Here is a 24,655-nt window from a genome sequence, read left to right as displayed (position 1 = left end):
TATCGAAGTGCCAAAAAAATTTCATGTCGCACTGTCCTTTGCCGGCGAAGAACGTGTGTATGTCGATGCCGTAGCCAAAGCGTTGCAGGCTGAAGGTATCGATGTCTTCTACGACAAGTTCGAAGAAGTCGATTTGTGGGGCAAGGATTTGTACACGCACCTGAGCGATGTCTACCAGAACCGAGCTGTCTTCACTGTCATGTTCGTCTCCGACGCGTATTGCAAGAAGCTGTGGACGAATCATGAGCGCAAGAGTGCTCAGGCTCGAGCATTCACCGAAAACCGCGAATATATCTTGCCAGCCTTCTTTGACGAGACTGTCGAAGTGCCTGGTCTCTTGAAGACAACAGGGCACATTGCTCTTGCAGGTCGTTCACCCGCTGCCCTGGCCGACCTCATCACCAAGAAGCTACGAAAGGCCGGTGTACGCCTGAAGCAAGCCTTTTCGTATTCGGATGAAGCCAAAGCCGATGTGGATTTTCCGCTAAAGAACGGAAACAAGATCGCTGGTTTTATCAAGGCGATGAAAACCTACAACTGGTATCAGCAGAATCCGGCCGTCGTCGCCATACTGGAACTCGATTGGGGCAAGGTCAGCGCTGACGAGGCCTTTGTGCTGGGGCGCAATCTATATCAATGCGCTAGTGGAAGCGAAAATCGGGCGGTCGCGTTCTTGGACAAACTGCGTCAGGAATTGGCTTCCATTCCAATCGAGCGGGCGCTCGACCTATTGAACGGGATGTTCTTCGAGGTCTATTTCAATGCCGCTGGCGAATTTCGCTCCGGCAAGATCAAGGGGCGATGTTTGGAGAAGTTGTTGGCTATTCAAACGGTGAAAAAGTATGAGCCCGCAATGCTATTCATCCAAAGGACGCTTGAGCCATATCGTGACGAACTTCCGTTTGTGCCTTCCACCGCACCTCAGGAAGTGATCCTAGAGTTGAGCGTCAGGCGTAGTGCTCCGCCTCTCGTTAAGGCGCTGACGATTGGCGGACGCAGTCTGTTGAGTGAAGACAAAGATAGCGATAGCCCCGAAGGGCGGGTATGGCGCCTGTCATTCCGCGGCTTCACAGTTAAAGAACTGAAGGCGCAATTGTCCGAGGAATGGAGCATTCCACTCGAACTGCTCACGATTGCTTCAGACCGCAAGCTGGATCCGAAGCTTGAACTCGAGCTTCCAGACGGTGTGAGTATCCGATGGTCGACGCGCTGACGACCAAACTAGCCGTACAAGGAACCAATGGCGAATACCACCACCCTCGTAAAGCCACTGTTTGAACACGCGCGCAAGGTGCCGTTCAACATTGCACCGGCGCAGGGCGCGCGGCTAGCCTCCGAGATGTTTAGGAAAAAAGGTTGGGTTTTTCTCAACGAAGCTGAGATAGGGCAGGGTTCTGATCATCCGCCAGCGTTCAACCGGTTTCGGGAAGCCTCCGCCCTGTTTCAAGGTCTCGGTTTCCGCAGTCCGGCGCTCGAGAACGCCACCTACCTGTTCAAGGCAGTGTTCGATCCTGAAGCAGTATCTCCATCGTTCGAAAATCCATCCGAAGGATTTGACTGGATGGTGGCAAGGCTGGAACAGCTGTTTCCTCGATAGGCACAGGCGGAAATGTTATGGATGACGCTGACGTAGAACTGCTCACCGTCGCTCAAACGCCAGGCGGATATTTACATGGATAAGCAGGCTGAAACTTTGAAGGAACTGCGGACGATCATTGCCGCACAACAGGAACTCTTGCGCATCGCGTTGTACACGATGACGCAAGGGCCGATCGCTTACGGCGATCAAGAGTTGAAGTGCATCCTAGAGGAAGACCAAGTGCGGGCAACGTGCGCGGTTGCCATGGGCGCCGGTCAGTCGCTGAATACCATCCTGAAGCTGTCGGACGATCAAGGCATTGGGATCCGCGACCTGTACCCGATCGCGCGCTCAGTTGTGGAAGGCTTTATCAATGCAGCCTTCTTCGTAACGCAGCCCGCTGACATTTCGCGCCGTGCACTGGAACACAGGCACTTTGCGGCTTGGAAGCACCACAACCGCATCATTGGCAACGGCGATATCATGATTGCGATTGGCGCAGCCGACCCCAAGACTGAAGCAGCAAGGCTGTTCCCCAACTTCGCGGAGAAGGGAAAGGACTCTTGGACTGCGCTGAACGCCGTGGACCGCATCAACAAGGTCGGCAAGGTCGTCAAGGCGTCTGCCGGTGCGTTGATCGGTGCATACGCTGGCATCTACGCTGTGTCGTCCGAAATCATCCACGGCTCTGTGTACGGAATGAGCTACTTTTTCAGCGCCCACGTCCGAGAACAAACCGTTGAGGGCTTCAAGTCGGGGACAGTCGAACAAGTCATCGACATACTAATAGCGGTCTCGCACGCGTCCAGCGGCTTCCTGTCCGCATTCGCAAACGTACAAGAGCTTGGCCCTTTCGTGCTGGCCGAACACGACATGTTCAAACGCTTGTTCAAAGCGGCGACGGGCGACGAATGGCAGGGGCAGGACGAATGATTGCTCTATACACGTAGGTAGTCCTAGATGTCGAGTCAATCCTCTGTTCGGTACATTCACTGAATCGGTGTTGACGCTGGGTCGCGCGGGTTCGAGTCCTCCTGTTGCGCGATGGCTTGCTTGCTGGCAAAGCAGAGTCCCGTGGCGCTCAGTCCCCAGGAATGTGTCGGATATGCCAATTTCGACAGGAGCGTATGTCGTCCTAATAGATAATATCGTATATGAATGAATCGACGATGGTGGATAAGGAGCTTGCACAATGGGAAGTCGGGATGCGTATCGGGCGTTTCGCGACGCAGTCCTGAAGAAAAGCGATTTTAAGCGCGGAAGTGGCTGGCGACCCGCACGCTACGATGACAAGAACGAATTGCATCCATTTGGTGTGCGGCGGGCCGCGATTACCGAGTTTCGCAGCAATGTGGCTTACCGTTTGGAAGCAATATTGCGCGAGTCGCCCGAGCATGAGTCCCACATTCGGCGAGCCTTGGGAATTCCCGCTTCGATACCGCTGCTCCCCAATAGGTGGCAAGTGGCAGGACAATTCGGACTGTTTTTTTTGCCGGAGGCAGTTCTGCTGCATCGCGCGTATTCGCTGCTTGGGCGGGTGCGCTGCTTCGAAGGCCGAAATCACGTCTTCATGCATTTCATCCGGCGCACACTCCCTCGATGTCATTACTACGATGATCGACTCGATTTCTCGCTGAGGCGTTTCCGTCCGGCACGAACCGTCCAGGCGTTGGAGCATCTTCAACGCTTCGAGGTGGGTGTGCTCAAGGCTGCTCTTTGCCTGGGCCTCCGCACCCCGGCCGAGGTGGTGAAGGCTTTCCCGTTGACGCATGACCGGCTGGCGGGGAGCCTGTTGCTGGCACTCGTCGAAGAAGGGGCCATCCAGCGCGCCGAAGAACTTTCTTGGGTCGGGCGTAAGGTCTGGAATCCAAGCGGGCGCGAGCCTCAAACGGAAGAGGTGCGCCACGCCAGGGGCATAATCCGCTGTCTGCTGGCGAACGGTGTTGAGCGTCGTCTTGTGGCCGCCATCTTCCAGTATGCTCTTGGGGGCTTGGCGCCCGATCAGTTGGCCGAGAATCTGGATCTGTTGCTGGCTGCTGGCATAACCGATGTGTCTATGGTTTTTGTGCGGGTAGGTGATCGGTTGTGGCGGGCATCGGCGGCAAACTGGAAATTCGTATTAGACACGGTCGGTGCGCGGAGCGCTGAGGACATTGGCCGCTTCAAGTCCTTACTTGACTCCCCGCGGAACGTGTCGGCGGAACTCGTGCGCAGACTATTCGCCTTGGGCGCGGATCTCGAGGGTTTGGCCGGCTGTCAGTCGCTGCTGCTGGCGGTCGCGCGGGACCACGGTGGCGTGCCACCACCAGTCGATGAACTGATGTTGCTGACCTCACCCCCACACGCCCTCAACATCGACCAGATCGCGCAGTGCACAACCTACCTGGGCGGCAAACGTGAGCTCGCGGCCTTCCTGAAGGTGCTGGCCGATCACGGCTACGGCGGCGCAGAAGCGGTGCTGGCGTTCCAGGTCTGCTACAGCAGCGTATCGCCGGAGGTGCTGGCCCGGCTGCTCGCCATACTGGGGGAGCGCGGGCGCGGAGAATTGATACCGTTGGTTGCGACCTGGGTGTTGCAGGCAGGCCAGGGAGGCTACCTCGATGCCTTCAAATACTTGGTCACTGCTGTCGACATGCCAAGCTTGGCCGCCTTGCAGCAGGCATTAAAGCTGGTAGCACTGGGCACACCGTTACTGCGCTATCTGGTCGAGGAGCGCAGTCTGACCAGTTTCAAGGAAATTCGCGACTGGTATTACCGGGATGCTAACGGCATCGATGGTTATCGAAGCTGGCGCGCCTTCGACGCGGTCGACAAGGTACTGCTGGATGACGCGTGCGAACGCAAGCAATTCAATCAGTTGGATGGCAATCAGCGGTGCATAGCCGATGCGGTCAACCAACGGATCAAGGTCGAACTCGGGTCATGGCCCTTCCAGGCTGATGAAAGCGTTCGGGAAAAATATCGAATAGCGAGCGAACAGGCGGTACAGCGAGAACGGGCGCCGCTCCTGCCCCTCCTGCCGGTTATCCTGCGCAGGACAGGAGGCATCTTGCTGCAAAGCCTGCTCGAAGGCGCATGGAAGGGATCCCACGACCTTGAGGCCAAGCTCGCGCAACTAGCCCCGCTAGTGAAGGAATTGCTGGCTGGGCGGGGGCCGACCCGCTTGAGCTTGAGTCCGTTGGAAGTGGACGCCATAGCGGTGCTTTATCGCACTTCGGCGGCGAACGTCGCATCGCAATGGCCGCAATTGATCGGGAGAGAGCAGGACCTCGGACAGTTGAGGCTGGACTCATACTATCCACTGGCATGGACACGGGCACAATGGCAACTCCAGCGGCCATTGGCACGCAGTGGCTTCTTCGCCTTGCTCAAAGCAGTTGAGTGTGCCGGCCGCTTCGCGCCCAGTCGGTTCGAGAACATGTTTACTGCATGCCAGCGACTGAGTCCCAAGCAATTGAACGAGCGATCCGCAGACGTTGGATCGATGGCGCTGCACCTGGGCATTCTGTTGGCGATCGCCGCAGAGGACGAGGTTGTCGCGCAGTGGATGCACCAAGGCTTCGACGCACTGACCCGAATCGACGAGGAGAGCCTACTTGCCTACCAACGCTTAGGGGAACTGCTGGCGCTGTTCGACGTGGTATTGCCCGATGCGCTGGATGCCCATGTCGAGCGATTCGTAAAGCGTTTCAGCGACGACGACGCATTTCACTTGGCGTCCCGCCTCGGGAACATCTCCTCCGAGGCAGAGCCGATGGACGGTCGGACTCGGCTCAGGAGCACCTTGGTGCGGGTCCGGGACAAGGTATTGCGCATTTACCTGACATGGGCACGCCACGAGTGGCGAAAATACGGCAAGTCGAGCAGTGCTAGTCACGAGGCGACGCCTTTGCAGGCTATCGTTTCCAAGCATCCGGCGGCGTTTTTCGCCAAGGCGGCGGTTAATCTGTGTACCAGTGGCAATGTCGAGATGTGGCGGGAATCGCGGCAATCGCACCTGCTGGTGGTCGACCCGGCAGGCCAGCGCTTGGCGGGCATGGCTTTACTCTACGTCGAGGTGGTGCCGGGGCTCGACCCAAAGCGCCCCAGTCTGGTGATACGCGCGCTCAATCCGACGGACGAGATGTTGGTCGGCCATGCGGCCGACTCCATCGTGGACGGCTTCCTCGACGTGGCTATTCGCATCGCCCGGGACAATGACCTGGCCTGCGTGGCCTTCCCGTCGCCGCTCGGGATGCACCTACTGTCGAACCGTGAAGCTATCGAGGCGGACCTCAAGAATCGCTACGTCAAACGGTCGGTGCATCACTTCGCACGGGTAGGGCACGCGTCTCTGGAGACTGATCCCCCTTTCCTGCGGGATACCCCACAGCGTGTGGAAGCGCCATTCGACGCATATGAGCGCGGGCAGACCACAGTCGATACGCTCTACGTTATCTGGCGGCCGGAACCCATCGCAGAGGCTGCGAGCGAAGACGAGTGCATGGCCGTGGCCTGAGTATTCGGTGTCTGGCGTGGAGCAAGAGGCTGTGTAGACCGGTCAAGGCGGGGGGGCATCTTGTCGCCTGCCAGCAATGCAATTTACTGGTCGACGCGACGCACTTCGAGGCCGAACATCCGGGCGAGTCTGAGGAGCGCTACGTCGCCTCGCTACGCCGCTGGCGACCCGCCCGAGCGAAGATCAATCTGCGCCGTCCGAACAATGTGGTGAATGTCCTCGCCGCCAACGCTGAAACGGCCCGCCGAAGTCGTGTAGCCTCGCGCAGCCCGTTCTACTTCTGGATGGAAGAGCAACTCGGACGCACCGATCCGGTCGGCGACCTAGCGCAGGATACCGGCAGGATCGGCACTTCCCTGTCCCGGAAGCCTCCCACGATTTGTTGCGGCGCTACATAGAAGGTGTCGCGCGGGACAGGGCTGTAGTGAATGCTTTCGATGAGGCGTGGGTCGAATTTGCACAACACAACGGCATGCGCCCTACCATGCCGTAACGCAGCACGCGCTACAGCAAGCACTCGTCAATCCCGACATAAATCTCGATGGGGTGGAATATCATGTAGGAGCAAGCTGCAAGAATCTTCGCATCGTTGCCATGGTGTTTTGGGCTGATGCAGTCTGAGTTGGATTTCCTCGGCCTTGTATGCGTGCGATTGCCGCACCGAGTTTGACGGTATTGGAGGAAAACACCGCCCGCTGATACCGTCAGGTGCCGATTTTGAACGACTTACGGGGCAAAAGCTTCTGGGAGAGTCTCGTGCGTGGGACGGAGTGGATTGAAATGGGATTAGACTGGATCGCCGCTGCAAAGGCAGAAGAGTTTGACGGTATCACTAGCGGTATCAACGGACTATGGATGGCATAACATCTTGTTAGAAAAAGACAAAACTTGTCCTGTTGACGATCGAGTGGGAATAATCGAGGAAACCGTCGCCGGACTCGGCGATGAATTTTTCATGCGCGAGGCTATTTCGCTAGCCCGCGCAGCCGAGTGCCTCGGCGAGGTGCCGGTTGGTGCTGTCGTCGTCCTGAATGGCGAGATTGTAGGGCGTGGATTCAATTCGCCGATCGGTGAAAGCGATCCGACAGCTCACGCCGAAATTGCAGCATTGCGCGATGCCGCGAGGGTTTTGGGCAATTACCGCCTGCCGGGGTGCGAGTTGTTCGTGACTCTGGAGCCCTGTGCCATGTGTGCCGGGGCGATCATGCATTCCCGGATCAGCCGTGTCATTTACGGAGCGCGTGATCCGAAGACAGGGGTGCATGGGAGTGTCGTCGATCTGTTCGGCGTTGAACGCCTGAATCATCACGCCACTGTTGAAGGCGGGGTGCTTGCGGAGGAGTGCAGCACGTTGTTGTCGGGCTTCTTCGCCAGTCGTCGCAAAAAATCGCAATGAAGCTTCAGGTATCCGTCGCCCGGCAGCTGATGAGTGTCATCGACGACGCTGGTACTACGCTCCACGAGTATCCTGTATCGACAGCGCTGGCTGGTGTGGGCGAAGTTTCCGGCAGCTACCAGACACCCCGCGGTCGACACATCATACGGGCCAAGATCGGCGGTGGTCTGCCGGAAAATGCGGTTTTCGTTCGTCGTCGGCCGACTGGCGAAATCTGGACGCCGGAGTTGGGCGAGCAGTTCCCGGATCGCGACTGGATTCTGACGCGCATCCTGTGGCTGTCGGGTTGTGAACCTGGCTGTAATCGTCTCGGCTGTGTCGATACCATGCGCCGCTACATCTACATCCACGGTTGCCCAGATAGCTCGGAAATAGGCTCGCCCGGTTCGCATGGCTGCATTCGTATGCGTAACGCGGATATCGTTGAACTGTTCGACCTTGTACCCTGCTATACGGAAGTCGAGATTACCGAAGATTGAAGCGGCTGCCCGAATGGGCCGAAGCTTTTCTCGTGGATGGTGATGTCGCCATTGGCGCCTTGCCAGACGAGCGTCGAGGCCCGGGTGCCGTAGTTTTCTGATTTGACGAAAATGGCTGATAGCAGGCGTTCCCATTCGATCGGTGCGCCTGTGCTGGGCAGGTTCTTGTCATCAACAATGCCTTGGTCGGCCAACAAGTCGAAGAAGGCCGGTTCATCAGGCAAGCGGGGCAGCGCTTCGGCGAATCGTTCGCGGGCCTGCAGCAGTTTTGGCCACGGGCTGTCCAGCAGTTGGTTGGATAGCCCATAGACGCCGGGGGCCAGTACGCGCGGTTGGCCATCGCGATTGGAGCAGTAAACCAGCGACTCGCCATCGCTCAGTAGCAAATTGAACCCGGAATATTGAGCGTAATCGATCTGCGAGGCGTATTCGCTTGCTGTTAATTCAGACGTCAGGAAATTGCGGGTCAGGGCGCCACGTGAAAGTAGTCCCTTGACCACGCCGGGCTCGCGAACATTGGTCACCGCTGCAAAGCGCCCCATGCCGGTGATGCCCAGCCAAGTCCCTCCCGCTTCCAGATCGAGACCACCAATGACTTGTGGTGCATCGGGCCAGCGAGCCAAAGCGGCGGTAGGGCGGGCGTAGAACTCGTCACGGTTGGCGGCGACGACCAGCGGGTAGTCCGGATGCACCCGCCAGCCGACGACGATCAAGCACATGACTGTGGGTATTTAAGACGGATTGACTGCAGCCGCCTGGACGCTTGGGCCTTCCAGAGAACCGAGGCGGATATTGCCCGCAAAATTGCTCTGGACGACGGCCAGCGCTTCGAAGCCACCAGCCGGCGAGGGCGCTACGGTCATCACCGTGCCGCAGGATTGATCGGGGTTGTCTGGTGAGTGCAGCGCGTCGCCAGCCTTCAGGGGTTGCTGGCTGGTCAGCCGATAGAGGTGGCGTTTTACCTTGCCTAGGTATTGGGTTCGGGCGACCACTTCCTGGCCTGGGTAACAGCCTTTGTGGAAGCTGACGCCGCCGATTTTCTCGAAGTCGGCCATCTGCGGCACGAATTCTTCCTTGGTGGCCAGGGTGACCAGCGGGAAGGCTGCTTGCACATCGAGCCAGCGCCAGACGGGCAGACCGGCCGGGCGAGCCTTGATGGTCAGCTTTTGCCACAGTGGTGCCATGGCAGATTCGGAGGCCGAAATAATGAAGCGGTTTTGATCAAGGCGGATGACGGTCACGCCGTCCGAAATGACAGTAGCCATGGCATCGGTTGGGCAGGGCAGTGCCGCATCGGCCAGCGCTTCCTCTGCCTGCGGGCCGGCAAGGCCGAGCATGATGGTGCTGTCGGTCAGTGCTGCAAGTTTGACCTTGGAGCGAAGAACAAACATCAGCAGGCGTTTTTGCGTGGCTTCCTGCAAATCGGCGGAAAGAGCCAGCAAATAGCGTTCATCGTGGCGCCAGACGAGGAAACTGGCCTGCATCCGCCCCTTGGCCGTACACCATCCGGCATGCTGCGCCAGGTTCTCTGGCAGATGGTTGATGTCGCTGGTGAATTGGCTGTGCAGGAAAGCCTTGGCATCTTCACCGGTGGCTTCGATCAGTCCGAGATGGGTGAGCGGGACGACAACGGTTTTTTGCGTTGCTGCCTGCAGTTCGCTGGCGGCATCGCCAAAATTGAGAAGCTCGGCTGAGTCAGCAGCGAAGATACCTTCGGCTGATTCCAAAAAGCTGCGCCAGTGGGGATTCATGGGGGCTCCTGATGGGGTTTCGGATATTATATCGCTCGTTATAACGTGCTCGTTCCACACGGGCAAGACCTGCTTGCAGCCGACGAGTTCCCGTGCGCACCCTGACCAAGATTCTTTTCGCTGTTTTTGTGTTGTTCGCGATCGCGGCTGGCGGGCTGTGGTGGTGGGCAAATCAGCCATTGTCGCTGCGCTCTTCACCGCTCGATTTTCGTATTGCGGCCGGTAGCAGCCTGCGTTCGGCGATTACCCAGATGCGGGAGTCGGGTATTGAGGTCGAGCCTGGCTTGCTCGCCTTCCTGGCACGGCTTAACCGGGCCGATACGGCCATCAAGGCAGGTAGCTATGCGGTCAAGGATGGGGTAACCCCGATCCGCCTGCTGGATAAATTGCTCAAGGGCAAAGTTACGCAAGGTGAACTGACCCTGGTTGAAGGCTGGACTTTTCGGCAATGGCGAGCCCGTCTGGATAAACATCCGGATCTGAAGCACGAATTGCTTGGCTTGAGCGAAGCGGAAATCATCGAAAAGCTGGGTTTGAGCGTTGCAGGACTGGAAGGGCAGTTGTTCCCGGATACTTATCTGTTCGACAAACAATCCAGCGATCTCGAACTGCTCGCGCGGGCCCAGCGGGCCATGCAGCGCAAACTGGATGCGGAATGGGCAGGCCGCGCCGCCGGTCTTCCCTACAAAACTTCGAATGACGCGCTGATCATGGCATCCATCGTCGAGAAAGAAACCGGGCGCGAATCGGATCGAGAGCTCGTTGCCGCAGTCTTCGTCAATCGCTTGCGCAAAGGGATGTTGCTGCAGACTGATCCGACTGTGATCTACGGCATTGGCGAGAAATTTGATGGCAATCTGAGAAAGCGCGACCTGCTCACGGACACCCCGTACAATACCTACACCCGTCCTGGCTTGCCGCCAACGCCGATCGCGATGCCGGGGCAGGCTTCCATCAGGGCGGCGCTGAATCCGGCGCCCAGCGACGTCATCTATTTCGTGGCTCGAGGCGATGGCAGCAGTGAATTTTCCCGGACCCTGGACGAACACAACCGGGCGGTTAACAAATATCAGAGAGGTGGGAAGTGAAAGGCAAATTCATCACTTTCGAAGGCATCGACGGTGCCGGCAAAAGTAGCCACGTCGAATGGCTGGCTGGATTGCTGCGCCAACGCGGTATCGTTGTTCATGTAACGCGCGAGCCGGGCGGCACCGAATTGGGTGAAAAGCTGCGCGAATTGTTGCTCAACGAACCGATGCATCTGGAAACCGAAACGCTGCTGATGTTCGCTGCTCGTCGTGAACACCTGGCGCGGCTGATCGAGCCGGCCCTGGCGCGGGGTGAATGGGTGGTCTGCGACCGCTTTAGCGATGCCACCTATGCCTACCAGGGGGGAGGGCGCGGTCTGGACCGGGCCAAGTTCCTCGCGCTGGAACATTGGGTCCATGGGCATTTGCAACCCGACCTGACGCTACTGTTCGATTTGCCGCTGGACGTTGCGCGTGAACGCATCGTGCTGGCCAATCGTGTACTGGACAAGTTTGAGCAGGAGCGCGTCGATTTTCATGAGCGTGTTCGTCAGGCTTATCTGGAAAGAGCGCATACCAGTCCGTCGAGAATCCGGGTAATTGACGCCAATCAGAGCATTGAAAATATTCGCAAACAGCTTGAACAAATCGTCTCAACTGACTGTTTATGAATGTAATTGAGCTTCATAGTAAGGTATGGTTAGGCTTGCAGGCAAGGCGAGAGCGCCTGCCCCATTCCTTGTTGCTGGTCGGGCAAAAAGGGCTCGGAAAATTCGAACTGGCGCGACGTTTTGCCGCCAGCCTGTTATGCGAGTCTCCTCAGTCGAATGGTCTGGCTTGTGGAAAATGCCTGGCCTGCAATTGGTTCGAGCAAGGAAATCATCCTGACTTTCGCCTTTTGCAGCCCGACGCACTCGGCGAGGATGTCGAAGTCGAAGATGGCAAGAAGAAGCCGAGTCAGCAGATCACTATCGATCAGGTTCGGGCGCTCGATGAGTTCTTCAACGTAGGAACGCACCGGGGTGGTTTGCGGATTGTCATCGTCAATCCGACCGAAGCAATGAACCGCAGTACGGCAAACTCTCTTCTTAAAACACTTGAAGAACCGTCTGCAGATACATTGTTTTTATTGGTTTCAAGTGAGCCTATGCGCTTGCTGCCGACGATTCGAAGCCGTTGTCAGGTGGTTCCCGTGCCCGTTCCTTCGGCGAAGCTGGCAGGAAAGATACTGGCCGACGAAGGGCTGCAGCAATCCGAGCGTTGGCTGGCGCTGGCCGGTGGTTCGCCGGTATTGGCGCTGGATCTTGCTGCATCCGGTCAAAGCGCCTGGATTGAGCTGTTGGTGGCCAGATTGGGCAATGGCCGGAATGCAGACCCTTTGGCGATGGCGGCTGAACTGGAAAAAGCGGTCAAGGACAGCAAAGGAAAACTTTTGCTGAAGCATGTTGTAGAAGGGGTGCAGAAATGGCTGGTCGATTTGACGCTGGCCAAGAACGGCATGCCTGTGCGTTATTTTCTGCCGCAACAGCCCACAATTTCAGGGCTGGCTGATATGATTCCGGCTGCGCGGCTGATACATTCTTATCGAGCCGTAATATCGCGCCGCCAGGAGGCCGAGCAGCCGCTAAATGCGCGCCTCTTTCTGGAAGGCCTCTTTCTGGATTATCGAGCCCTGTTTGCCAATTGATCAACGATGAGTGAAGCAAAACCCGCTCCCCAGCGCCCGAGCGTTCTCTCGCTGAACATCAATTCAAAATCCGCGCTTTATGCTGCGTTTATGCCGCATTTGCGAGCTGGTGGTATCTTTATTCCGACGACCAGAGGCTACAAGATCGGCGACGAAGTGTTCATGCTTCTTTCGTTGATGGACGACCCGGCCAAGCTGCCAATCGCCGGCACTGTGGTCTGGATTACTCCGGCGGGGGCCCAGAATGGTCGGGCGCAGGGTATCGGCGTGCATTTCAACAATGACGAAAGCGGTCAGGAAGCGCGGCGCAAGATCGAAGGCCTGCTCGGCGGTGTCATGCAATCTGCACGGCCGACGCACACGCTCTGATCAGCCATCATGCTGGTCGACTCCCACTGCCATCTCGATTTTCCTGATCTGGCCAATCGCCTGCCTGATGTGCTTCGGCACATGCAGGACAACCAGGTTGGGTTGGCCGTCTGCATCGGCGTCAATCTGGAAGATTTTCCCAAGGTTCTCGCGCTGGCCGAACATGAGCCACGCCTGTTCGCTACCGTGGGGGTACATCCGGAATATACGGATGTCGAAGAGCCTGATGAAAATCGCCTTGTCGAGCTTGCCTCGCACCCGAAGGTCATCGCCATCGGCGAAACCGGGCTCGACTACTATTGGCAAAAAGACCAGCCAGAGTGGCAACGCGATCGTTTTCGCACGCATATTCGTGCGGCAAAACGTTGCGACAAGCCGCTGGTTGTGCATACCCGCGATTCCGCTCTCGATACGCTTATGCTGCTGAAGGAAGAGGGAGCTGATGCAGTCGGTGGTGTGATGCATTGTTTTACCGAAAACTGGGACATGGCCAGGCAAGCACTTGATCTCGGCTTCTATATCTCGTTTTCGGGCATTGTTACATTCAAGAACGCCGCCATCGTCAAGGAAGTGGCTCAAAAATGCCCGCTTGATCGCATTCTCGTCGAAACCGATTCTCCGTACCTGGCCCCGGTGCCGTACCGGGGAAAGCCTAACGAACCGGCCTATGTTCGTTATGTCGCTGAAGAAATTGCTCGCCTGCGCGGGCTCTCATTTGAAGAGCTTGCCGCCGCGACGACGAATAATTTTTTCCGCTTGTTCAAACACGCTTGCCGCCCGTGAAAACCATGAAAAAAACCTTGTTGACCGCTGTCTTTGCGCTGGCCTTTCCCGTGCTGGCCTGCGCTGCGACCTATGATGATTTGATCAACTCTGCAAAGATGGGCGATGCCAATGGCGTAGCGGGGCTGGTGCAGAAAGGGGCTTCGATCGATACGACCGATATCGATGGCAATACGCTGTTGATGCTGGCTGCCCGCGATGGCCATGCCGATTTGGTCGGCTACCTGATCAAGCATCGAGCCAAACTCAATGCACGCAACTCGGCGGGCGATACCGCCTTGCGCCTGGCGGCATTTCGTGGCCACCTCAAGGTAGTCGAGCTATTGGTGGCTGGCGGTGCCAATGTAAATATGACGGGCTGGACGCCACTGGCGTATGCCGCATTCAGTGGGCATCTAGAGATAGCCAAGGTGCTGCTCAACGCTGGGGCAGATATCAATGCGCCGAGCGAGAATGGTACGACTCCCTTGATCGCTGCTTCCCGAGGCGGACACGCCGAGATCGTTCAATTGTTGTTGAGCCAAAAAGCTGACCCGAATCGGAAGCTGGATACCGGAGAGACGGCGCTCGATATCGCGCTACGAAACAAGAATACCGACATCGGCGAAGTGTTGCGACGCGCCGGTGGTGTGTCGGGTCGATCGGTGACCATCGAGGTCAGATAAGCTTGGCTCAGCAAGGCCTCGCTGGCAAGCGCGGCATGGATGCCATTCTGTTTCGATAAGTTTTGTTTGCCCCGCGATGCGGGGCATTTTGCGCTGAGGTCAGCTTGTCCGCAGCGAGTCGCCAGTCTTGCTAGGTGCTGACTAGCGAACGATTGCCGTAATGATGTCGATGTCGCGTTCGGCTGCCTTTTTGGTAGCTGGCTGTGAGTTTTTTTCGACATATGCCCTGTTCGCCTGCTTTCGTTCAGCTGTGTGCTCAGTCGCTTTTCTGCTCTTCTGCTGCGCGGTTTCTTCCCTTGCTTCCGGCTTAGTAGCCTGGCCTGAATTTGCTGACTTTTTCGATTCCGGCGCGATTGAAGCGAAAGGTGCAGATTCATCGCTTTTAGCTGAATTTGCCAAGACTGCTTCCCTGCTTTCCTGAATGACTGCGCTCCCTCCGCCGGTAGAGGCGGGCGATGAATCTGCGCCCCTGGATGTGGTGGCTTGCGAGGGGCTGCTGCTCGGGGATTTAACTGCTTCGGTGTTTAGACTGCCTTGATCCCGCCCTATGTTTGCGGTCAGGATGTTTTTTGAGGCGCCATCGTCTCGCTGCAGGGTAAAGACGAGCCAGCTGGCCCACAGGAGAACAAGCAGCAACGACAAAATCCAGGTAATCGACTTCCACCCGGCAAATGAAGATTGGGTGTGAATTTTTGCGTATTTTGGGTCGAGATCTTGCAGGATGCTCATCATTCAGCCTTTGTTTTCTTCCGGTTTTGATATGCATTCATCGTGAAATTGTCGAATTGCATATAGTCAAAAGTCATTATAATAGGACGTTGGCAAGTTCATAAAGAAATCCATTTGTATTAAAATAATACGAATTGATTATTTGCATGTTCTGTTCGCCTCGTCCGGGTGCGCCTTGAACGGCTATTTGTGAAGGTTTCTCGTGGTTGCGGCTGCCGTATTGGCGTATTTCCTGATTGTTGTGCTGGGTGTGTTGCTGATCGTTTTTCCGGGCTATCGCACATATGTCATCTCGACGCTGCTGGGCGCGTTTAATCATGGCGCGATGCCGGTTTTTCGTGCTGGGCTCAAATTTTATTCGGGCGTCATCGTGGCCGGGCAGGCGCTTTGCAATGGCATCAAAGGGGTTGGCCGCTTCGTCAGTTGCAGTCCTTTGCTCACCGCCGCTGCTTTTCTATTGGTCGTTGCCCCCTCGCTGACCGCGCTGGTTTTGCACAGTCCGGCTGTGTTCGACTTTTCCGATGACCGTCGAGTTGCCGACCGGCAGATTGCCGTCTTGCTCGAAGGCGAGCAATTGGTGCCGCCACCGCCGTTGCCGCCCGAGGTTTTTACGACCAGGGAAGTGGAGATGGTTCGCCCGGATGTCGTTCATGCCAGTCGCAACTGGAACTTGCTTGATCAGGTATTTACCCAGCGTCTTCTGGTCGTTTTCAAGCTAATGAAGGAGCGGCATGGTTACGACATGGTGTTGATTGAAGGCTATCGCAGCCCGGAGCGCCAGGCTCGATTGTATGAGCAGGGAGCCCATGTCACTCAGGTCGGCGCCAACATGAGTTACCACCAGCACGGCCTGGCTGCAGATTCAGCGTTTTACCGGGATGGCAAGGTTGTTATTTCGGAACGTGATCCGTGGGCCATGCGCGGTTACCAGTTGTATGGAGAAGTCGCCGAGCAGGTCGGGCTGACTTGGGGGGGCAGGTGGAAGATGCAGGATTACGGGCATGTCGAATTGCGCCGTAGCGGAGTCCTGGGGCGGGACAGCAATCGGTAATCAAATCCCTGTACGGGCTATTTCGTATCTTCTGGAGTAATCGATGAGCAGACCTTTCATTCTATTGGGCGACAAGACGGATCACGGCGGGGTGGTAATCACCGCATCCGAATCGAGCGACTGCAACGGAAAGGGCGTGGCCCGGGTTGGTGATCAGGTGACCTGCCCGAAGCGTGGTCATGGCAACGTAACGACCATTGTTACCGGAGATTCCACGGCGCTGATTGATGGACGCCCGGCGGCTCGTCATGGGGACAAAACTGCTTGTGGTGCGATATTGATCGCCAGCCAATCGTTGACAACTGATTAAAAAGCGGCGTTCGATATCCATGTGGCCTAGCGTATTCAAAGTAGTCGGCGGCAGCTTGCTGACATTTGCCCTCGTCTGGGCGCTTGTGCTCGGGTGGTGGCAGTCGAATGATTACGAGCCAAGCAAACTTGATCTTGCGCTCTATCTTGGGGCCTTGCCGCTGGCCTTCGTAGGTGGCTATTTGCTGTTACGCAGTTTTATCGAACATCTCAAGGCGCCGCCAGTCGTCGACAAGCCGGCAGCACCGGCCTTGCGTGACGATGACCCCCTGGCTGCCACATCGGCCAAGACTGCGGCCGTTGAGCGCGCATTCAATATTTGTCTGCTTGAAGGCTTTGTCACGACAGCGGTTGGCGCATCGACGGATGACGTACTTTCTGCAATTGATGGCGGTCAGCGGCCGGTGCCGAGTTTTCGCTTGACTGACGAGGCTGGCTTCCCTGTCTTCCTTGCCGAGGTCAAAGACCTCGACGTCGACGGCTTGCAGGAAAAAATTGCAGCCGATGCCGCACCAATTCGCGAATTTGCTGGGAGGGAAGGGGTTGCTCGTACTCTGGCGTTGCTCGATCAGTTGCTGGGCACGGTCAAGGAGCGCCTGACGCCTTTGTTGGCGCAAGAAGGTGAAGCCTTGAAGCTGCGCGTCATCTGGTTGATTCCGGCCAACTGGGATTCTTCGCAGCTAGCCGGATTGCGGGCCTGGTTGCAGTTGAACTACTGGCCGGATCAGGCGCGTTCCAGGCTGGAAATATCCCTGGTGCCTGTGGGCACTGAAGTTGACGCGATGCATCAGCTGGATGAAATCAACCTGCGAACCAATCGTGATCCGTCAAATAGCGAAGTCACCTTGTTGCTCGGGGCTGTGTCGGCCGTAGATGAGCAGACGGTGGAAAGCTGGGCTGCTGGCAACAGGCTATTTTCCGCTGATCATCAGGATCGAAGGATACCGGGAGAGGGGGCCGTCGCTTTGCTCCTTGCCAGTCGGGCAACGGTAGAGCGTCTTGATCTACCGGAGGTGGTGGTGCTCAGTCGGGTCAGCATGGGCGCTCGCGACAAGCCGGTTGATTCCGGCGGGCGAATTGGCGGCAAGCTGATCGAACAACTCGTTACCGGGCTGCTTGATGTCAGCGTTGTCGAGAGTACGCAGGTCAAGACTGCCTTGCTGGATGCCGATCATCGCGCTACCAGGGTTGCCGAAGCCATGGAAGGGCTCGGGCAGACCTTCGCGCATCTTGATCCGATCAAGGATTGTCTCGCTGTTGGTACCGTCAGTGGTGATCTGTCGCCAATTGGTAGCCTGATTGCGCTTGCCTGCGCCAGAACGAAGGTTCAGGCGACCGAGGCACCGGTGCTGTGCCTGAGCAACCAACATGAACGCGATAGGGCAGTGCTGCTGGCCATGCCTTTTACCGCGCAACCGAATACCGAATCCAGCCCTACTTGAGTCAATGAGCAAAGCCAATTCATGATGTCCCAAATCCGTTCGTTTCTGACTGACTCCCGATTTCTTTCATTTGTCGGGGTGGCCGCCGTGGCGGCATTCTTTTTCCTGGGGGCCAAGACGCTGAAGGTGGCGATGATTTGGGCCGGGATCGCCAGTCTGGCCATACTCGCTGTCTGGGCTGTGGTCTGGTTCGTGCGCCGGCAAAGGGCACGCAAGGCGGGCGAGGCAATCGGCTCCATGCTTGAGCAGCAGGCCGATGTTTTGCCAAAGCGTTCTGGTGCCGCGACCTCGGCTGAGATCCTGGCACTCAAGCAGCGCATGCAGGAGGCGGTCAAGACAATCAAGACCTCCAAGCTTGGCCAGGTCTCCGGGGCTGAGGCCTTGTATGAATTGCCGTGGTACATGACGATAGGCAACCCGGCAGCCGGGAAAAGTACGGCCATCGTCAATTCAGGTCTGAAATTCCCGTTTGACGACGGTGGCGACGCGATCATCAAGGGCATTGGTGGCACCCGCAACTGCGATTGGTTTTTCACGACCGATGGCATCCTGCTTGATACGGCGGGCCGTTATTCAGTGCATGAAGAAGACCGCGAGGAGTGGCTCGGCTTCCTTGGCTTGCTGAAGAAGCATCGGCCGCGCGCGCCGATCAACGGCATCATTGTCACCGTCAGCATTGGCGAATTGATGGGTAATTCGCCCAGTTTCGCGATCAACCTGGCCAAGAGCCTGCGCCAGCGGGTCCAGGAACTGACCGAGAAGCTGGAGGTATTTGCCCCGGTCTATGTGCTATTTACCAAGGTCGACCTGATTCCGGGGTTTCATGAATTCTTTCTCGATCTCGACTGGAACGAGCGGGACCGGGTTTGGGGGGCGACCATTCCATATGACCAGTCGAACGGCAACGAATTGATCACGCTGTTTGATCGTCATTTTGACGAGTTGTATGAAGGTCTGCGTGCCATGAGCGTCGCTCAAATGTCGCGGCTGCAGGGCGAAAACGCACCGCCTGGACTGCTGACTTTCCCATCCGAGTTTGCCTCGATCAAACCCGCCCTGAAGGCCTTTATCGCTACCCTGTTCGAGGATAATCCCTTTCAGTTCAAGCCGGTTTTCCGGGGCTTCTATATCACCTCGGCCATCCAGAGCACCGATATCAAGCCGGTCTCCAACGACCGCATCCTGAGAAAGTTTTCCTTGAATGGCGGTGGCAGTGCTTCAGTGCGTACCGCTTTGAGTCATGGTTACTTCCTGAAGGAACTGTTCTCGAAAGTGATTTTTCCTGACCGAAATCTGGTCCGCCAGCACACGACCAAGGCAAAGGCTCAGTTACGCCAGTTCGCGGTGCTGGGGGCCTTGTGTTTCCTGGGCGTAGCACTGGGTGGGTGGAGCTGGTCGTATTTCAATAACCGTAGCCTGCTGGCCAATGTCGAGCAGGACATCGCCAAGGCTGTGAAGGTGCAGGAGGGGCGGATTGATCTGCAGTCTCGTCTTGAAGCGCTCGAAATCATCCAGGATCGCCTGGCCCAACTTGAACAATTCAACGAGGATCACCCACTTTCCATTGGCCTTGGGCTGTATCAAGGTGAGTTGATGGCTGACAAACTACGTCGGGAATACTTTGCCGGCGTCAATAACGTCATGCTGATTCCGGTCAAGGATAACCTCGAAGCTTTCCTGAACGAGGTCAATGCCCAGGGTGACCGTCTCAAGCCACAAGGCGCTGCAGTAGCCAATCAGGCCGCCAAGCCGGCGCGTAGCAAACAGTACAAGGATGCGACGCCTTCCGATGTCGAAGACGGCTACAACGCGCTCAAGACTTACCTGATGCTGTCCAGCCACGAGCATGTCGATGTCGGACATCTTTCTGACCAGATGACGCGTTTCTGGCGCGGCTGGCTGGAGGCTAATCGCGGCACCATGACGCGCGAGCAGATGATTCGCTCGGCCGGGAAAGTGCTGACCTTCTATCTGGAACACGCAACGCATCCTGAGTGGCCAGTCATCGACAACAATCTGGTTCTGGTCGATGAAGTGCGCGACAAGCTGCGCCAGGTCGTACGTGGCATGCCGGCGGCCGAACGAGTCTATGCCGAAATCAAGGCACGGGCATCGACACGCTTTGCTCCGCTGACCGTCGCCAACATCGTTGGTCCGGACAATGCAGCGCTGGTTGCCGGTAGCCACGTTGTGTCGGGGGCATTCACGGTTGAGGCATGGCGCGAATACATCCAGAACGCGATCAAGGAAGCGGCAACCAATGAACAGAACAACGCGGATTGGGTACTGCAAACCTCGACCAAGGACGATCTGACCCTGGAGGGCAGCCCGGAGCAGATCCAGAAATCGCTGGTGGTCATGTACAAGCGTGATTACACGGAAGAGTGGAAGCAGTTTGTGCAGGGGGTCAGTGTCTCATCCTTTGAAACGTTCCCCGAGGCTGTGGCGGCGATGGATCGTTTGGGCGATGCGCAAATGTCACCGGTCGGCACGCTGATCAAGGTGGTTTTTGACCAGACGGCCTGGGATAACCCGGCGATGGCCAATCTTGGTCTTGAGCGGGCCCAGAAGGGGTTTATCGAATGGTTCAAGCGATCGGTGCTGCAGATGGCGCCGAGTCGTGTCCAGATGGATGTCAATGTGTCCGCCAAGCCGGCTGAAATCCCGATGGGGCCGATCGGCAAGGAGTTTGCCGGATTTGGCCGCTTGGTCATACCGCGCGACAAGGCTGATCCCTTGGTCGATACCTACCTTAAGCAGCTATCCAAGGTTCGCACCCGCCTGAATCAACTCAAGAACCAGGGAGATCCTGGGCCGGGAGCGCTCAAGCTGATGCGGGAAACCATTGATGGCAACGGCTCCGAGTTGGCGGAAACACTCCGTTTCGTCGATGAGCAGATGCTGACCGGTCTGCCGGATAATCAGCGTGCCGTCTTGCGTCCGTTGCTGGTTCGCCCTTTGTTGCAGTCTTATGCCGCGATTATCAGGCCTGCCTCGGAAGAGCTAAACAAGACGTGGGAAGCCCAGGTTTACGAGCCGTTTAACCGCAAGCTCGCGATCAAGTATCCGTTTGCCGCAAAATCCAATATCGAGGCTTCGCCGACTGAAATTGCCCAGGTTTTCGGGCCAGAAGGCGCCGTCTCCAAATACGTTGAATCTGCAATGGGGGCGTTGGTTGTCCGTCGGGGCAATACCGTGACACCGCGGACCTGGGGGGATCTTGGCATTACCTTGCAGCCTGAGTTCATGAGCGACTTCGCGCGCTGGGTCTCGCCGCTGGAGGGGGGCGCTGCAACCGATGCCGGCGGTGGGGCTGGCGGTGCCGGTGGTCAGGCGCAGACCGTCTTCATGTTGCGCCCGCAGCCATCGCCGGGAACCAGCGGCTACGTGATCGAGATTGACGGGCAGAAGCTGGCTTATCGCAATGGCGCGCCGCAATGGGCCAATTTTGTCTGGCCGAATGCCGCTGGCGCACCGGGGGCAAAGATCACCGCGACCACGTTCGAGGGCAAAATTGTCGAGGTCATCAACGTTCCAGGCCGCTTCGGGCTTGAAAAAATGATCAATGCCGCCAAGCGTACCCGTCAGGCCGATGGTTCGTTCCATATGACCTGGCTGGCAGATGGTGTAGAGGTCGGTATCGACCTCCGCGTGGTCAGCAGTGCGCAGGCGCAGGCAGCGGGCAACGCGAACGAAGGTGGCAGTGCCCAGCGTGGCCTGGCCGGGGTCGTACTGCCCCGATCGGTGGCTGTCGGCAAAGCTGGCAAATATCAGGAACCAGCGCAGGAGACAGCCGCGCCGGCCCCAGTCAATACGGGAGGAGGTGTCCAATGAGTACGGTGATCGCCTCTCAGGCCACCTGTTTCGGCAAAATTCCTTCGCGCGGCGATTTCGTCAAGGGAGCCGGGCAGCATCAGCTGATCAGCGTCCTTGACCGCTGGGTTTCGCAAACCATGGAGTTGCTGTCGGAAGATCCGCGCTGGAAGAGCGCCTACGACAGTGCCTGCGCGGTGGACTTCGCCTTTATCGGGGCTAGAAGCCGGCTGTCTGTCGTCGGTCACCTGCGGCCCAGTACCGACTCATCCGGCCGTCGTTTTCCGTTCATTGCAGCGGCAACGATCGAGCGTGATGATGCGCTGATGTTCCGCTGCGCTCCTGTAGGACTTGCCTATTCCTTTGGCGCTTTGGCACGTATTTCCGAAGCCGGGGTCAATGGCGCGGAGGTCGGAGGTCTGCTGGCCGAACTTGACTCGATCAATTGTGCTGCTGACTTTGAAACGGCCGTCCAGACTGATCCGCTGGGCAATTTTGTCCGGCGTAATACGCTCGATTCGTTGGCGAGCCTGGTCGGTTCTCCGAATGCCGAATCGGTGCGCCGGATCATTCTCGCGATTGGCTTACTGATGCGTCCGATTCTCGGTCAAGGGACGGTCTCTGTCGAAAAAGACATCGTCTTGCCGCTGCCCAACGAAGAGCGCAATCGCAATCTAGTGGCCGGTCTGTGGTTATATCTGGTGACAGCATTCCTGCGCAAAACCTCGGTTGAGCTTCAGGTAATCATCGAACGGCGCGCCGGCGACCCTCATCTGGTACTCGGCTTCAATGGATCTTCGGCTTCAACCCTGTTGGCAGCACTTTCGCCTGAAACGGCAGCCGAGAGGATTATTTCCCTTGTCGACCCCGAGTGGATTGACGACCAGCCGGATATTGTCAATGACTATGGGGTTGCCAAGCTTTCCTCATATCTCGCTCAGCCGAATATTTCCCTTGAGCATGCCATCAATACGTTCAGAGAAGTTTTTCTAGGCGAATGAATATGAAAACCCCACTAATCGTTGCTGCATTGTGTCTCGCCTTCCAAGGGGCAGCTTTTGCCCAGTCAAAATCCCCCGAAGAGCCAGGTAAGGTGATTGCATCTGGTACCGTTCCGGATGAGGCATCGCGTGCGGCGATCCTCGGCAAGCTTCGCGATCTTTATGGCGCGGGTAATGTGGTTGATCGCATGGAAGTTGGCGGGGTCGTTCCGCCAAGTAACTGGACCGAGAACATGACCAAGATCATCGGTCCCAATCTCAAGCAGGTTCATAAGGGCCAAATGCAGGTTAACGGTACCCAGATCGCGATCAAGGGCAATGTGGCCAATGAGGCTTTGCGCCAACAGGTGGTCAGCAATCTGGCCACTTCGCTCAACCCAACCTATACCATCGATAACGGCCTGGTTGCAGCTGCTGGCGAGGCACAGAACGTGCTGGACAAGACGCTATCCAATCGTGTCGTTGAATTCGAGGTTGGCGCAGCAACGCTGACGCCGGCTGGGCGTGTCATTCTTGATGAAATGTATGCCGCTATCAAGCAAATCGGCACCCCCAAGGTTCAGGTGATCGGCCACACTGATAGTTCGGGAAGCCGACAAGCCAATATCGCACTCAGCTTGTCGCGGGCTAATTCGGTCCGCTCTTACCTTATTGAAAAAGGTCTTCCGGCAGATGGTTTGACTGCAGTGGGCTCGGGGCCGGATCAACCGGTGGGTTCGAACGATTCGTCAGAGGGGCGGGCGAAAAACCGACGCATAGAATTCAAACTGGCCGGTCAATAACCAAATACAGGCGGTTGCCAGTCAGCAACCGCCTGATAAGACTGTTTTAGTTTGATTCCCCGGTGTTGGGATCGACGCCCAGCAACTCTTCCATGCGCAGCAGGGCGCTGTCGTCCTTGACCACTGTGCGTAGCCATTCGTGGAGTGGCATCGTTCCCCATTTGGCCGCTTTTTCCGCCAGATAGGCCACCGGGCTGTGCGGTTCCGTGCGCCGGAAGAAGGCGCCAATTTCCTGTAGTTGGCGAATGGCCTGGTCGCGGGAGCGAATTGGCCCGCAGGCTACCTCGCCGATTTCTCCGCCAATGCTTGGCTCGACCCGTTCGATGGCGCCAAGAGCCTTGTTTCCCGCTCCATCACTTGCTTTGTCCTGTGTTTCCAATGGTTTTGTTCCTGCATCACCAGCATGGCGCTGGAAAAAGCGATAAACGTCGTCAAGTGCTTCAAAGCTTGGACTGAAGGCTGGTGAATATTCCCCCATCTTTGCGTCGAGCACTGTTTGCAGGGATTTGACAGAATCCTTCAGGAGCTCGGCATTGCGCATGCCGTCGACAAAATAAGGTTTGGGTGTATCTTTCAGTGCTGCTTCGAAGGTTTCCAACCTGACGTGAGCGGTGCGGCTAAGTTCGTCGGCCATGCCCGGGTTGCGTTCAATATTTTTGGCCGTAGCACGGGCTGACTCGTGGTTGATCAATGAAAACCTGCCCTTGTCGGAATGCGTTAGCGGCGTTTCACGAATCAGGCGAGCCGTCTGATTGACCAGCCAATCAAGCACGCCGACCCGTTGTTCAATATCACCATCTTCCGGTTGCGGGTGGATGTCATTCCAGTAGGTTTCGCACAACCGCCCAAGTAGCGTATAGCCGTTGTCCAGGCCACCAAGGCCTTCGAGCTTGCAGCAAGCTTCAGTCAACCAGGCGGCAACGCGCAGATCTTTGGACTTCTTGGCCAGGATGCCTTCGCAGATGCGCACCACGCTTGCCCAGTCAGCCTCCTTGACCTCAGTAACCCATTCACCCTGAGACAGAGAAGGGTCATCAAAGCGCCTGGCTTCCTGAATTTCGTCGAATTCGGTAGAAAAGACCAGATCGTCACCGCACGGGCCGTGGTTGGAGGGCAGCGCTTGGGTTAGCTGTTCAAAATCCATCGTCGTATGCCTAGGTGTAAATTGGCATATTTTAAAGGCTTAAAGTGATTTAAAGTAAATATATGTCATATTTAGCTGTTCAATGCCATGTGGTTTCGACGATATTTATTTTGATTATCCCACTGGGAACCTTGGGGGGAAGGAAGATA

General features: G+C 56.9%; 22 protein-coding genes. 18 read left to right on the top strand and 4 right to left on the bottom strand.

Annotated elements, in window-relative coordinates:
* Positions 1–7: 7 nt before the first annotated feature.
* From DARO_RS11365 to DARO_RS11340, 6 genes are all read left to right on the top strand, one after another.
* Positions 8–1,213, top strand: a complete 1,206-nt coding sequence (locus tag DARO_RS11365; RefSeq protein WP_011287948.1) for a TIR domain-containing protein — start codon at positions 8–10, stop codon at positions 1,211–1,213.
* 27 nt (positions 1,214–1,240) lie between these two features.
* Positions 1,241–1,597 carry a hypothetical protein gene (locus tag DARO_RS11360; protein ID WP_011287947.1) on the top strand — a complete coding sequence of 119 codons (357 nt, stop codon included), beginning with the start codon at positions 1,241–1,243 and terminating at the stop codon, positions 1,595–1,597.
* A gap of 75 nt (positions 1,598–1,672) precedes the next feature.
* Positions 1,673–2,512, top strand: a complete 840-nt coding sequence (locus DARO_RS11355) for a DUF5677 domain-containing protein (RefSeq protein ID WP_011287946.1) — start codon at positions 1,673–1,675, stop codon at positions 2,510–2,512.
* A 259-nt stretch (positions 2,513–2,771) separates the two neighbouring features.
* The gene (locus DARO_RS11350; RefSeq protein WP_011287945.1) at positions 2,772–6,077 is read left to right on the top strand and encodes a hypothetical protein; all 3,306 of its coding nucleotides are present in this window, start codon (positions 2,772–2,774) and stop codon (positions 6,075–6,077) included.
* A 907-nt stretch (positions 6,078–6,984) separates the two neighbouring features.
* On the top strand, positions 6,985–7,473 hold the full coding sequence (gene tadA, locus DARO_RS11345) for a tRNA adenosine(34) deaminase TadA (RefSeq protein WP_497462966.1): 489 nt from the start codon (positions 6,985–6,987) through the stop codon (positions 7,471–7,473).
* The gene (locus DARO_RS11340) at positions 7,470–7,952 is read left to right on the top strand and encodes a L,D-transpeptidase (protein ID WP_011287942.1); all 483 of its coding nucleotides are present in this window, start codon (positions 7,470–7,472) and stop codon (positions 7,950–7,952) included. The genes tadA and DARO_RS11340 overlap by 4 nt, the downstream gene beginning before the upstream one ends.
* Here the strand turns inward: DARO_RS11340 and DARO_RS11335 are convergent.
* Together DARO_RS11335 and ygfZ are read right to left on the bottom strand one after the other, a co-directional pair.
* Positions 7,922–8,671 carry an NRDE family protein gene (locus DARO_RS11335; protein ID WP_011287941.1) on the bottom strand — a complete coding sequence of 250 codons (750 nt, stop codon included), beginning with the start codon at positions 8,669–8,671 and terminating at the stop codon, positions 7,922–7,924. The genes DARO_RS11340 and DARO_RS11335 overlap by 31 nt on opposite strands.
* Positions 8,672–8,683: 12 nt before the next feature.
* The gene (gene ygfZ, locus DARO_RS11330) at positions 8,684–9,703 is read right to left on the bottom strand and encodes a CAF17-like 4Fe-4S cluster assembly/insertion protein YgfZ (RefSeq protein ID WP_011287940.1); all 1,020 of its coding nucleotides are present in this window, start codon (positions 9,701–9,703) and stop codon (positions 8,684–8,686) included.
* A 92-nt stretch (positions 9,704–9,795) separates the two neighbouring features.
* On the opposite strand from ygfZ, the gene mltG reads away from it, so the two are divergent.
* Genes mltG through DARO_RS11300 form a run of 6 tightly spaced genes read left to right on the top strand, consistent with a single transcriptional unit; the run spans position 9,796 to position 14,235 of the window.
* Complete coding sequence (gene mltG / locus DARO_RS11325) at positions 9,796–10,791, top strand: endolytic transglycosylase MltG (protein WP_011287939.1); 996 nt, start codon at positions 9,796–9,798, stop codon at positions 10,789–10,791.
* A complete protein-coding gene (gene tmk / locus DARO_RS11320) occupies positions 10,788–11,402 on the top strand; it encodes a dTMP kinase (protein WP_011287938.1) in 615 nt (204 codons plus the stop codon). Before mltG ends, tmk begins: the two co-directional genes overlap by 4 nt.
* Complete coding sequence (gene holB / locus DARO_RS11315; RefSeq protein ID WP_011287937.1) at positions 11,399–12,418, top strand: DNA polymerase III subunit delta'; 1,020 nt, start codon at positions 11,399–11,401, stop codon at positions 12,416–12,418. The genes tmk and holB overlap by 4 nt, the downstream gene beginning before the upstream one ends.
* 6 nt (positions 12,419–12,424) lie before the next feature.
* The gene (locus DARO_RS11310) at positions 12,425–12,787 is read left to right on the top strand and encodes a PilZ domain-containing protein (RefSeq protein ID WP_011287936.1); all 363 of its coding nucleotides are present in this window, start codon (positions 12,425–12,427) and stop codon (positions 12,785–12,787) included.
* Positions 12,788–12,796: 9 nt separating this feature from the next.
* A complete protein-coding gene (locus DARO_RS11305; protein WP_011287935.1) occupies positions 12,797–13,570 on the top strand; it encodes a TatD family hydrolase in 774 nt (257 codons plus the stop codon).
* 5 nt (positions 13,571–13,575) lie between these two features.
* The gene (locus tag DARO_RS11300; protein WP_011287934.1) at positions 13,576–14,235 is read left to right on the top strand and encodes an ankyrin repeat domain-containing protein; all 660 of its coding nucleotides are present in this window, start codon (positions 13,576–13,578) and stop codon (positions 14,233–14,235) included.
* 141 nt (positions 14,236–14,376) lie between these two features.
* Here the strand turns inward: DARO_RS11300 and DARO_RS11295 are convergent, their stop codons facing one another.
* Positions 14,377–14,964, bottom strand: coding sequence for a hypothetical protein (locus DARO_RS11295; protein WP_198134023.1), 588 nt, complete (start codon positions 14,962–14,964; stop codon positions 14,377–14,379).
* Positions 14,965–15,166: 202 nt separating this feature from the next.
* Here DARO_RS11295 and DARO_RS11290 point away from each other — a divergent pair, with 202 nt between their 5' ends.
* From DARO_RS11290 to DARO_RS11265, 6 genes are read left to right on the top strand one after another with little or no spacing between them, the layout of a single operon-like run.
* The gene (locus DARO_RS11290) at positions 15,167–16,015 is read left to right on the top strand and encodes a M15 family metallopeptidase (RefSeq protein WP_011287932.1); all 849 of its coding nucleotides are present in this window, start codon (positions 15,167–15,169) and stop codon (positions 16,013–16,015) included.
* A 43-nt stretch (positions 16,016–16,058) separates the two neighbouring features.
* A complete protein-coding gene (locus tag DARO_RS11285; protein ID WP_011287931.1) occupies positions 16,059–16,325 on the top strand; it encodes a PAAR domain-containing protein in 267 nt (88 codons plus the stop codon).
* 19 nt (positions 16,326–16,344) lie between these two features.
* Complete coding sequence (locus tag DARO_RS11280; RefSeq protein WP_011287930.1) at positions 16,345–17,766, top strand: hypothetical protein; 1,422 nt, start codon at positions 16,345–16,347, stop codon at positions 17,764–17,766.
* A 21-nt stretch (positions 17,767–17,787) separates the two neighbouring features.
* Complete coding sequence (gene tssM, locus DARO_RS11275) at positions 17,788–21,600, top strand: type VI secretion system membrane subunit TssM (protein ID WP_011287929.1); 3,813 nt, start codon at positions 17,788–17,790, stop codon at positions 21,598–21,600.
* Positions 21,597–22,580: a type VI secretion system-associated protein TagF gene (gene tagF, locus DARO_RS11270; RefSeq protein ID WP_011287928.1), complete on the top strand. Its 984-nt coding sequence runs from the start codon at positions 21,597–21,599 to the stop codon at positions 22,578–22,580. The genes tssM and tagF overlap by 4 nt, the downstream gene beginning before the upstream one ends.
* Positions 22,577–23,362, top strand: a complete 786-nt coding sequence (locus DARO_RS11265; protein ID WP_011287927.1) for an OmpA family protein — start codon at positions 22,577–22,579, stop codon at positions 23,360–23,362. The genes tagF and DARO_RS11265 overlap by 4 nt, the downstream gene beginning before the upstream one ends.
* Before the next feature lie 46 nt (positions 23,363–23,408).
* Here DARO_RS11265 and tssA read toward each other — a convergent pair whose 3' ends face one another.
* On the bottom strand, positions 23,409–24,506 hold the full coding sequence (tssA, locus tag DARO_RS11260; protein WP_011287926.1) for a type VI secretion system protein TssA: 1,098 nt from the start codon (positions 24,504–24,506) through the stop codon (positions 23,409–23,411).
* Between the last annotated feature and the right edge of the window lie 149 nt (positions 24,507–24,655).

It is taken from the genome of Dechloromonas aromatica RCB, from assembly GCF_000012425.1.
This window is presented reverse-complemented; position numbering and strand designations above follow the sequence as displayed.

Coding starts and splice junctions, on each gene's coding strand:
- DARO_RS11340 (WP_011287942.1), top strand. CDS start 7,470: ATGAAGCTTCAGGTATCCGTCGCCCGGCAGCTGATGAGTGTCATCGAC.
- ygfZ (WP_011287940.1), bottom strand. CDS start 9,703: ATGAATCCCCACTGGCGCAGCTTTTTGGAATCAGCCGAAGGTATCTTC.
- DARO_RS11265 (WP_011287927.1), top strand. CDS start 22,577: ATGAATATGAAAACCCCACTAATCGTTGCTGCATTGTGTCTCGCCTTC.
- DARO_RS11300 (WP_011287934.1), top strand. CDS start 13,576: ATGAAAAAAACCTTGTTGACCGCTGTCTTTGCGCTGGCCTTTCCCGTG.
- tagF (WP_011287928.1), top strand. CDS start 21,597: ATGAGTACGGTGATCGCCTCTCAGGCCACCTGTTTCGGCAAAATTCCT.
- DARO_RS11295 (WP_198134023.1), bottom strand. CDS start 14,964: ATGAGCATCCTGCAAGATCTCGACCCAAAATACGCAAAAATTCACACC.
- DARO_RS11350 (WP_011287945.1), top strand. CDS start 2,772: ATGGGAAGTCGGGATGCGTATCGGGCGTTTCGCGACGCAGTCCTGAAG.
- tssA (WP_011287926.1), bottom strand. CDS start 24,506: ATGGATTTTGAACAGCTAACCCAAGCGCTGCCCTCCAACCACGGCCCG.
- DARO_RS11335 (WP_011287941.1), bottom strand. CDS start 8,671: ATGTGCTTGATCGTCGTCGGCTGGCGGGTGCATCCGGACTACCCGCTG.
- DARO_RS11305 (WP_011287935.1), top strand. CDS start 12,797: ATGCTGGTCGACTCCCACTGCCATCTCGATTTTCCTGATCTGGCCAAT.
- tssM (WP_011287929.1), top strand. CDS start 17,788: ATGATGTCCCAAATCCGTTCGTTTCTGACTGACTCCCGATTTCTTTCA.
- DARO_RS11355 (WP_011287946.1), top strand. CDS start 1,673: ATGGATAAGCAGGCTGAAACTTTGAAGGAACTGCGGACGATCATTGCC.
- DARO_RS11280 (WP_011287930.1), top strand. CDS start 16,345: ATGTGGCCTAGCGTATTCAAAGTAGTCGGCGGCAGCTTGCTGACATTT.
- DARO_RS11310 (WP_011287936.1), top strand. CDS start 12,425: ATGAGTGAAGCAAAACCCGCTCCCCAGCGCCCGAGCGTTCTCTCGCTG.
- DARO_RS11360 (WP_011287947.1), top strand. CDS start 1,241: ATGGCGAATACCACCACCCTCGTAAAGCCACTGTTTGAACACGCGCGC.
- DARO_RS11285 (WP_011287931.1), top strand. CDS start 16,059: ATGAGCAGACCTTTCATTCTATTGGGCGACAAGACGGATCACGGCGGG.
- holB (WP_011287937.1), top strand. CDS start 11,399: ATGAATGTAATTGAGCTTCATAGTAAGGTATGGTTAGGCTTGCAGGCA.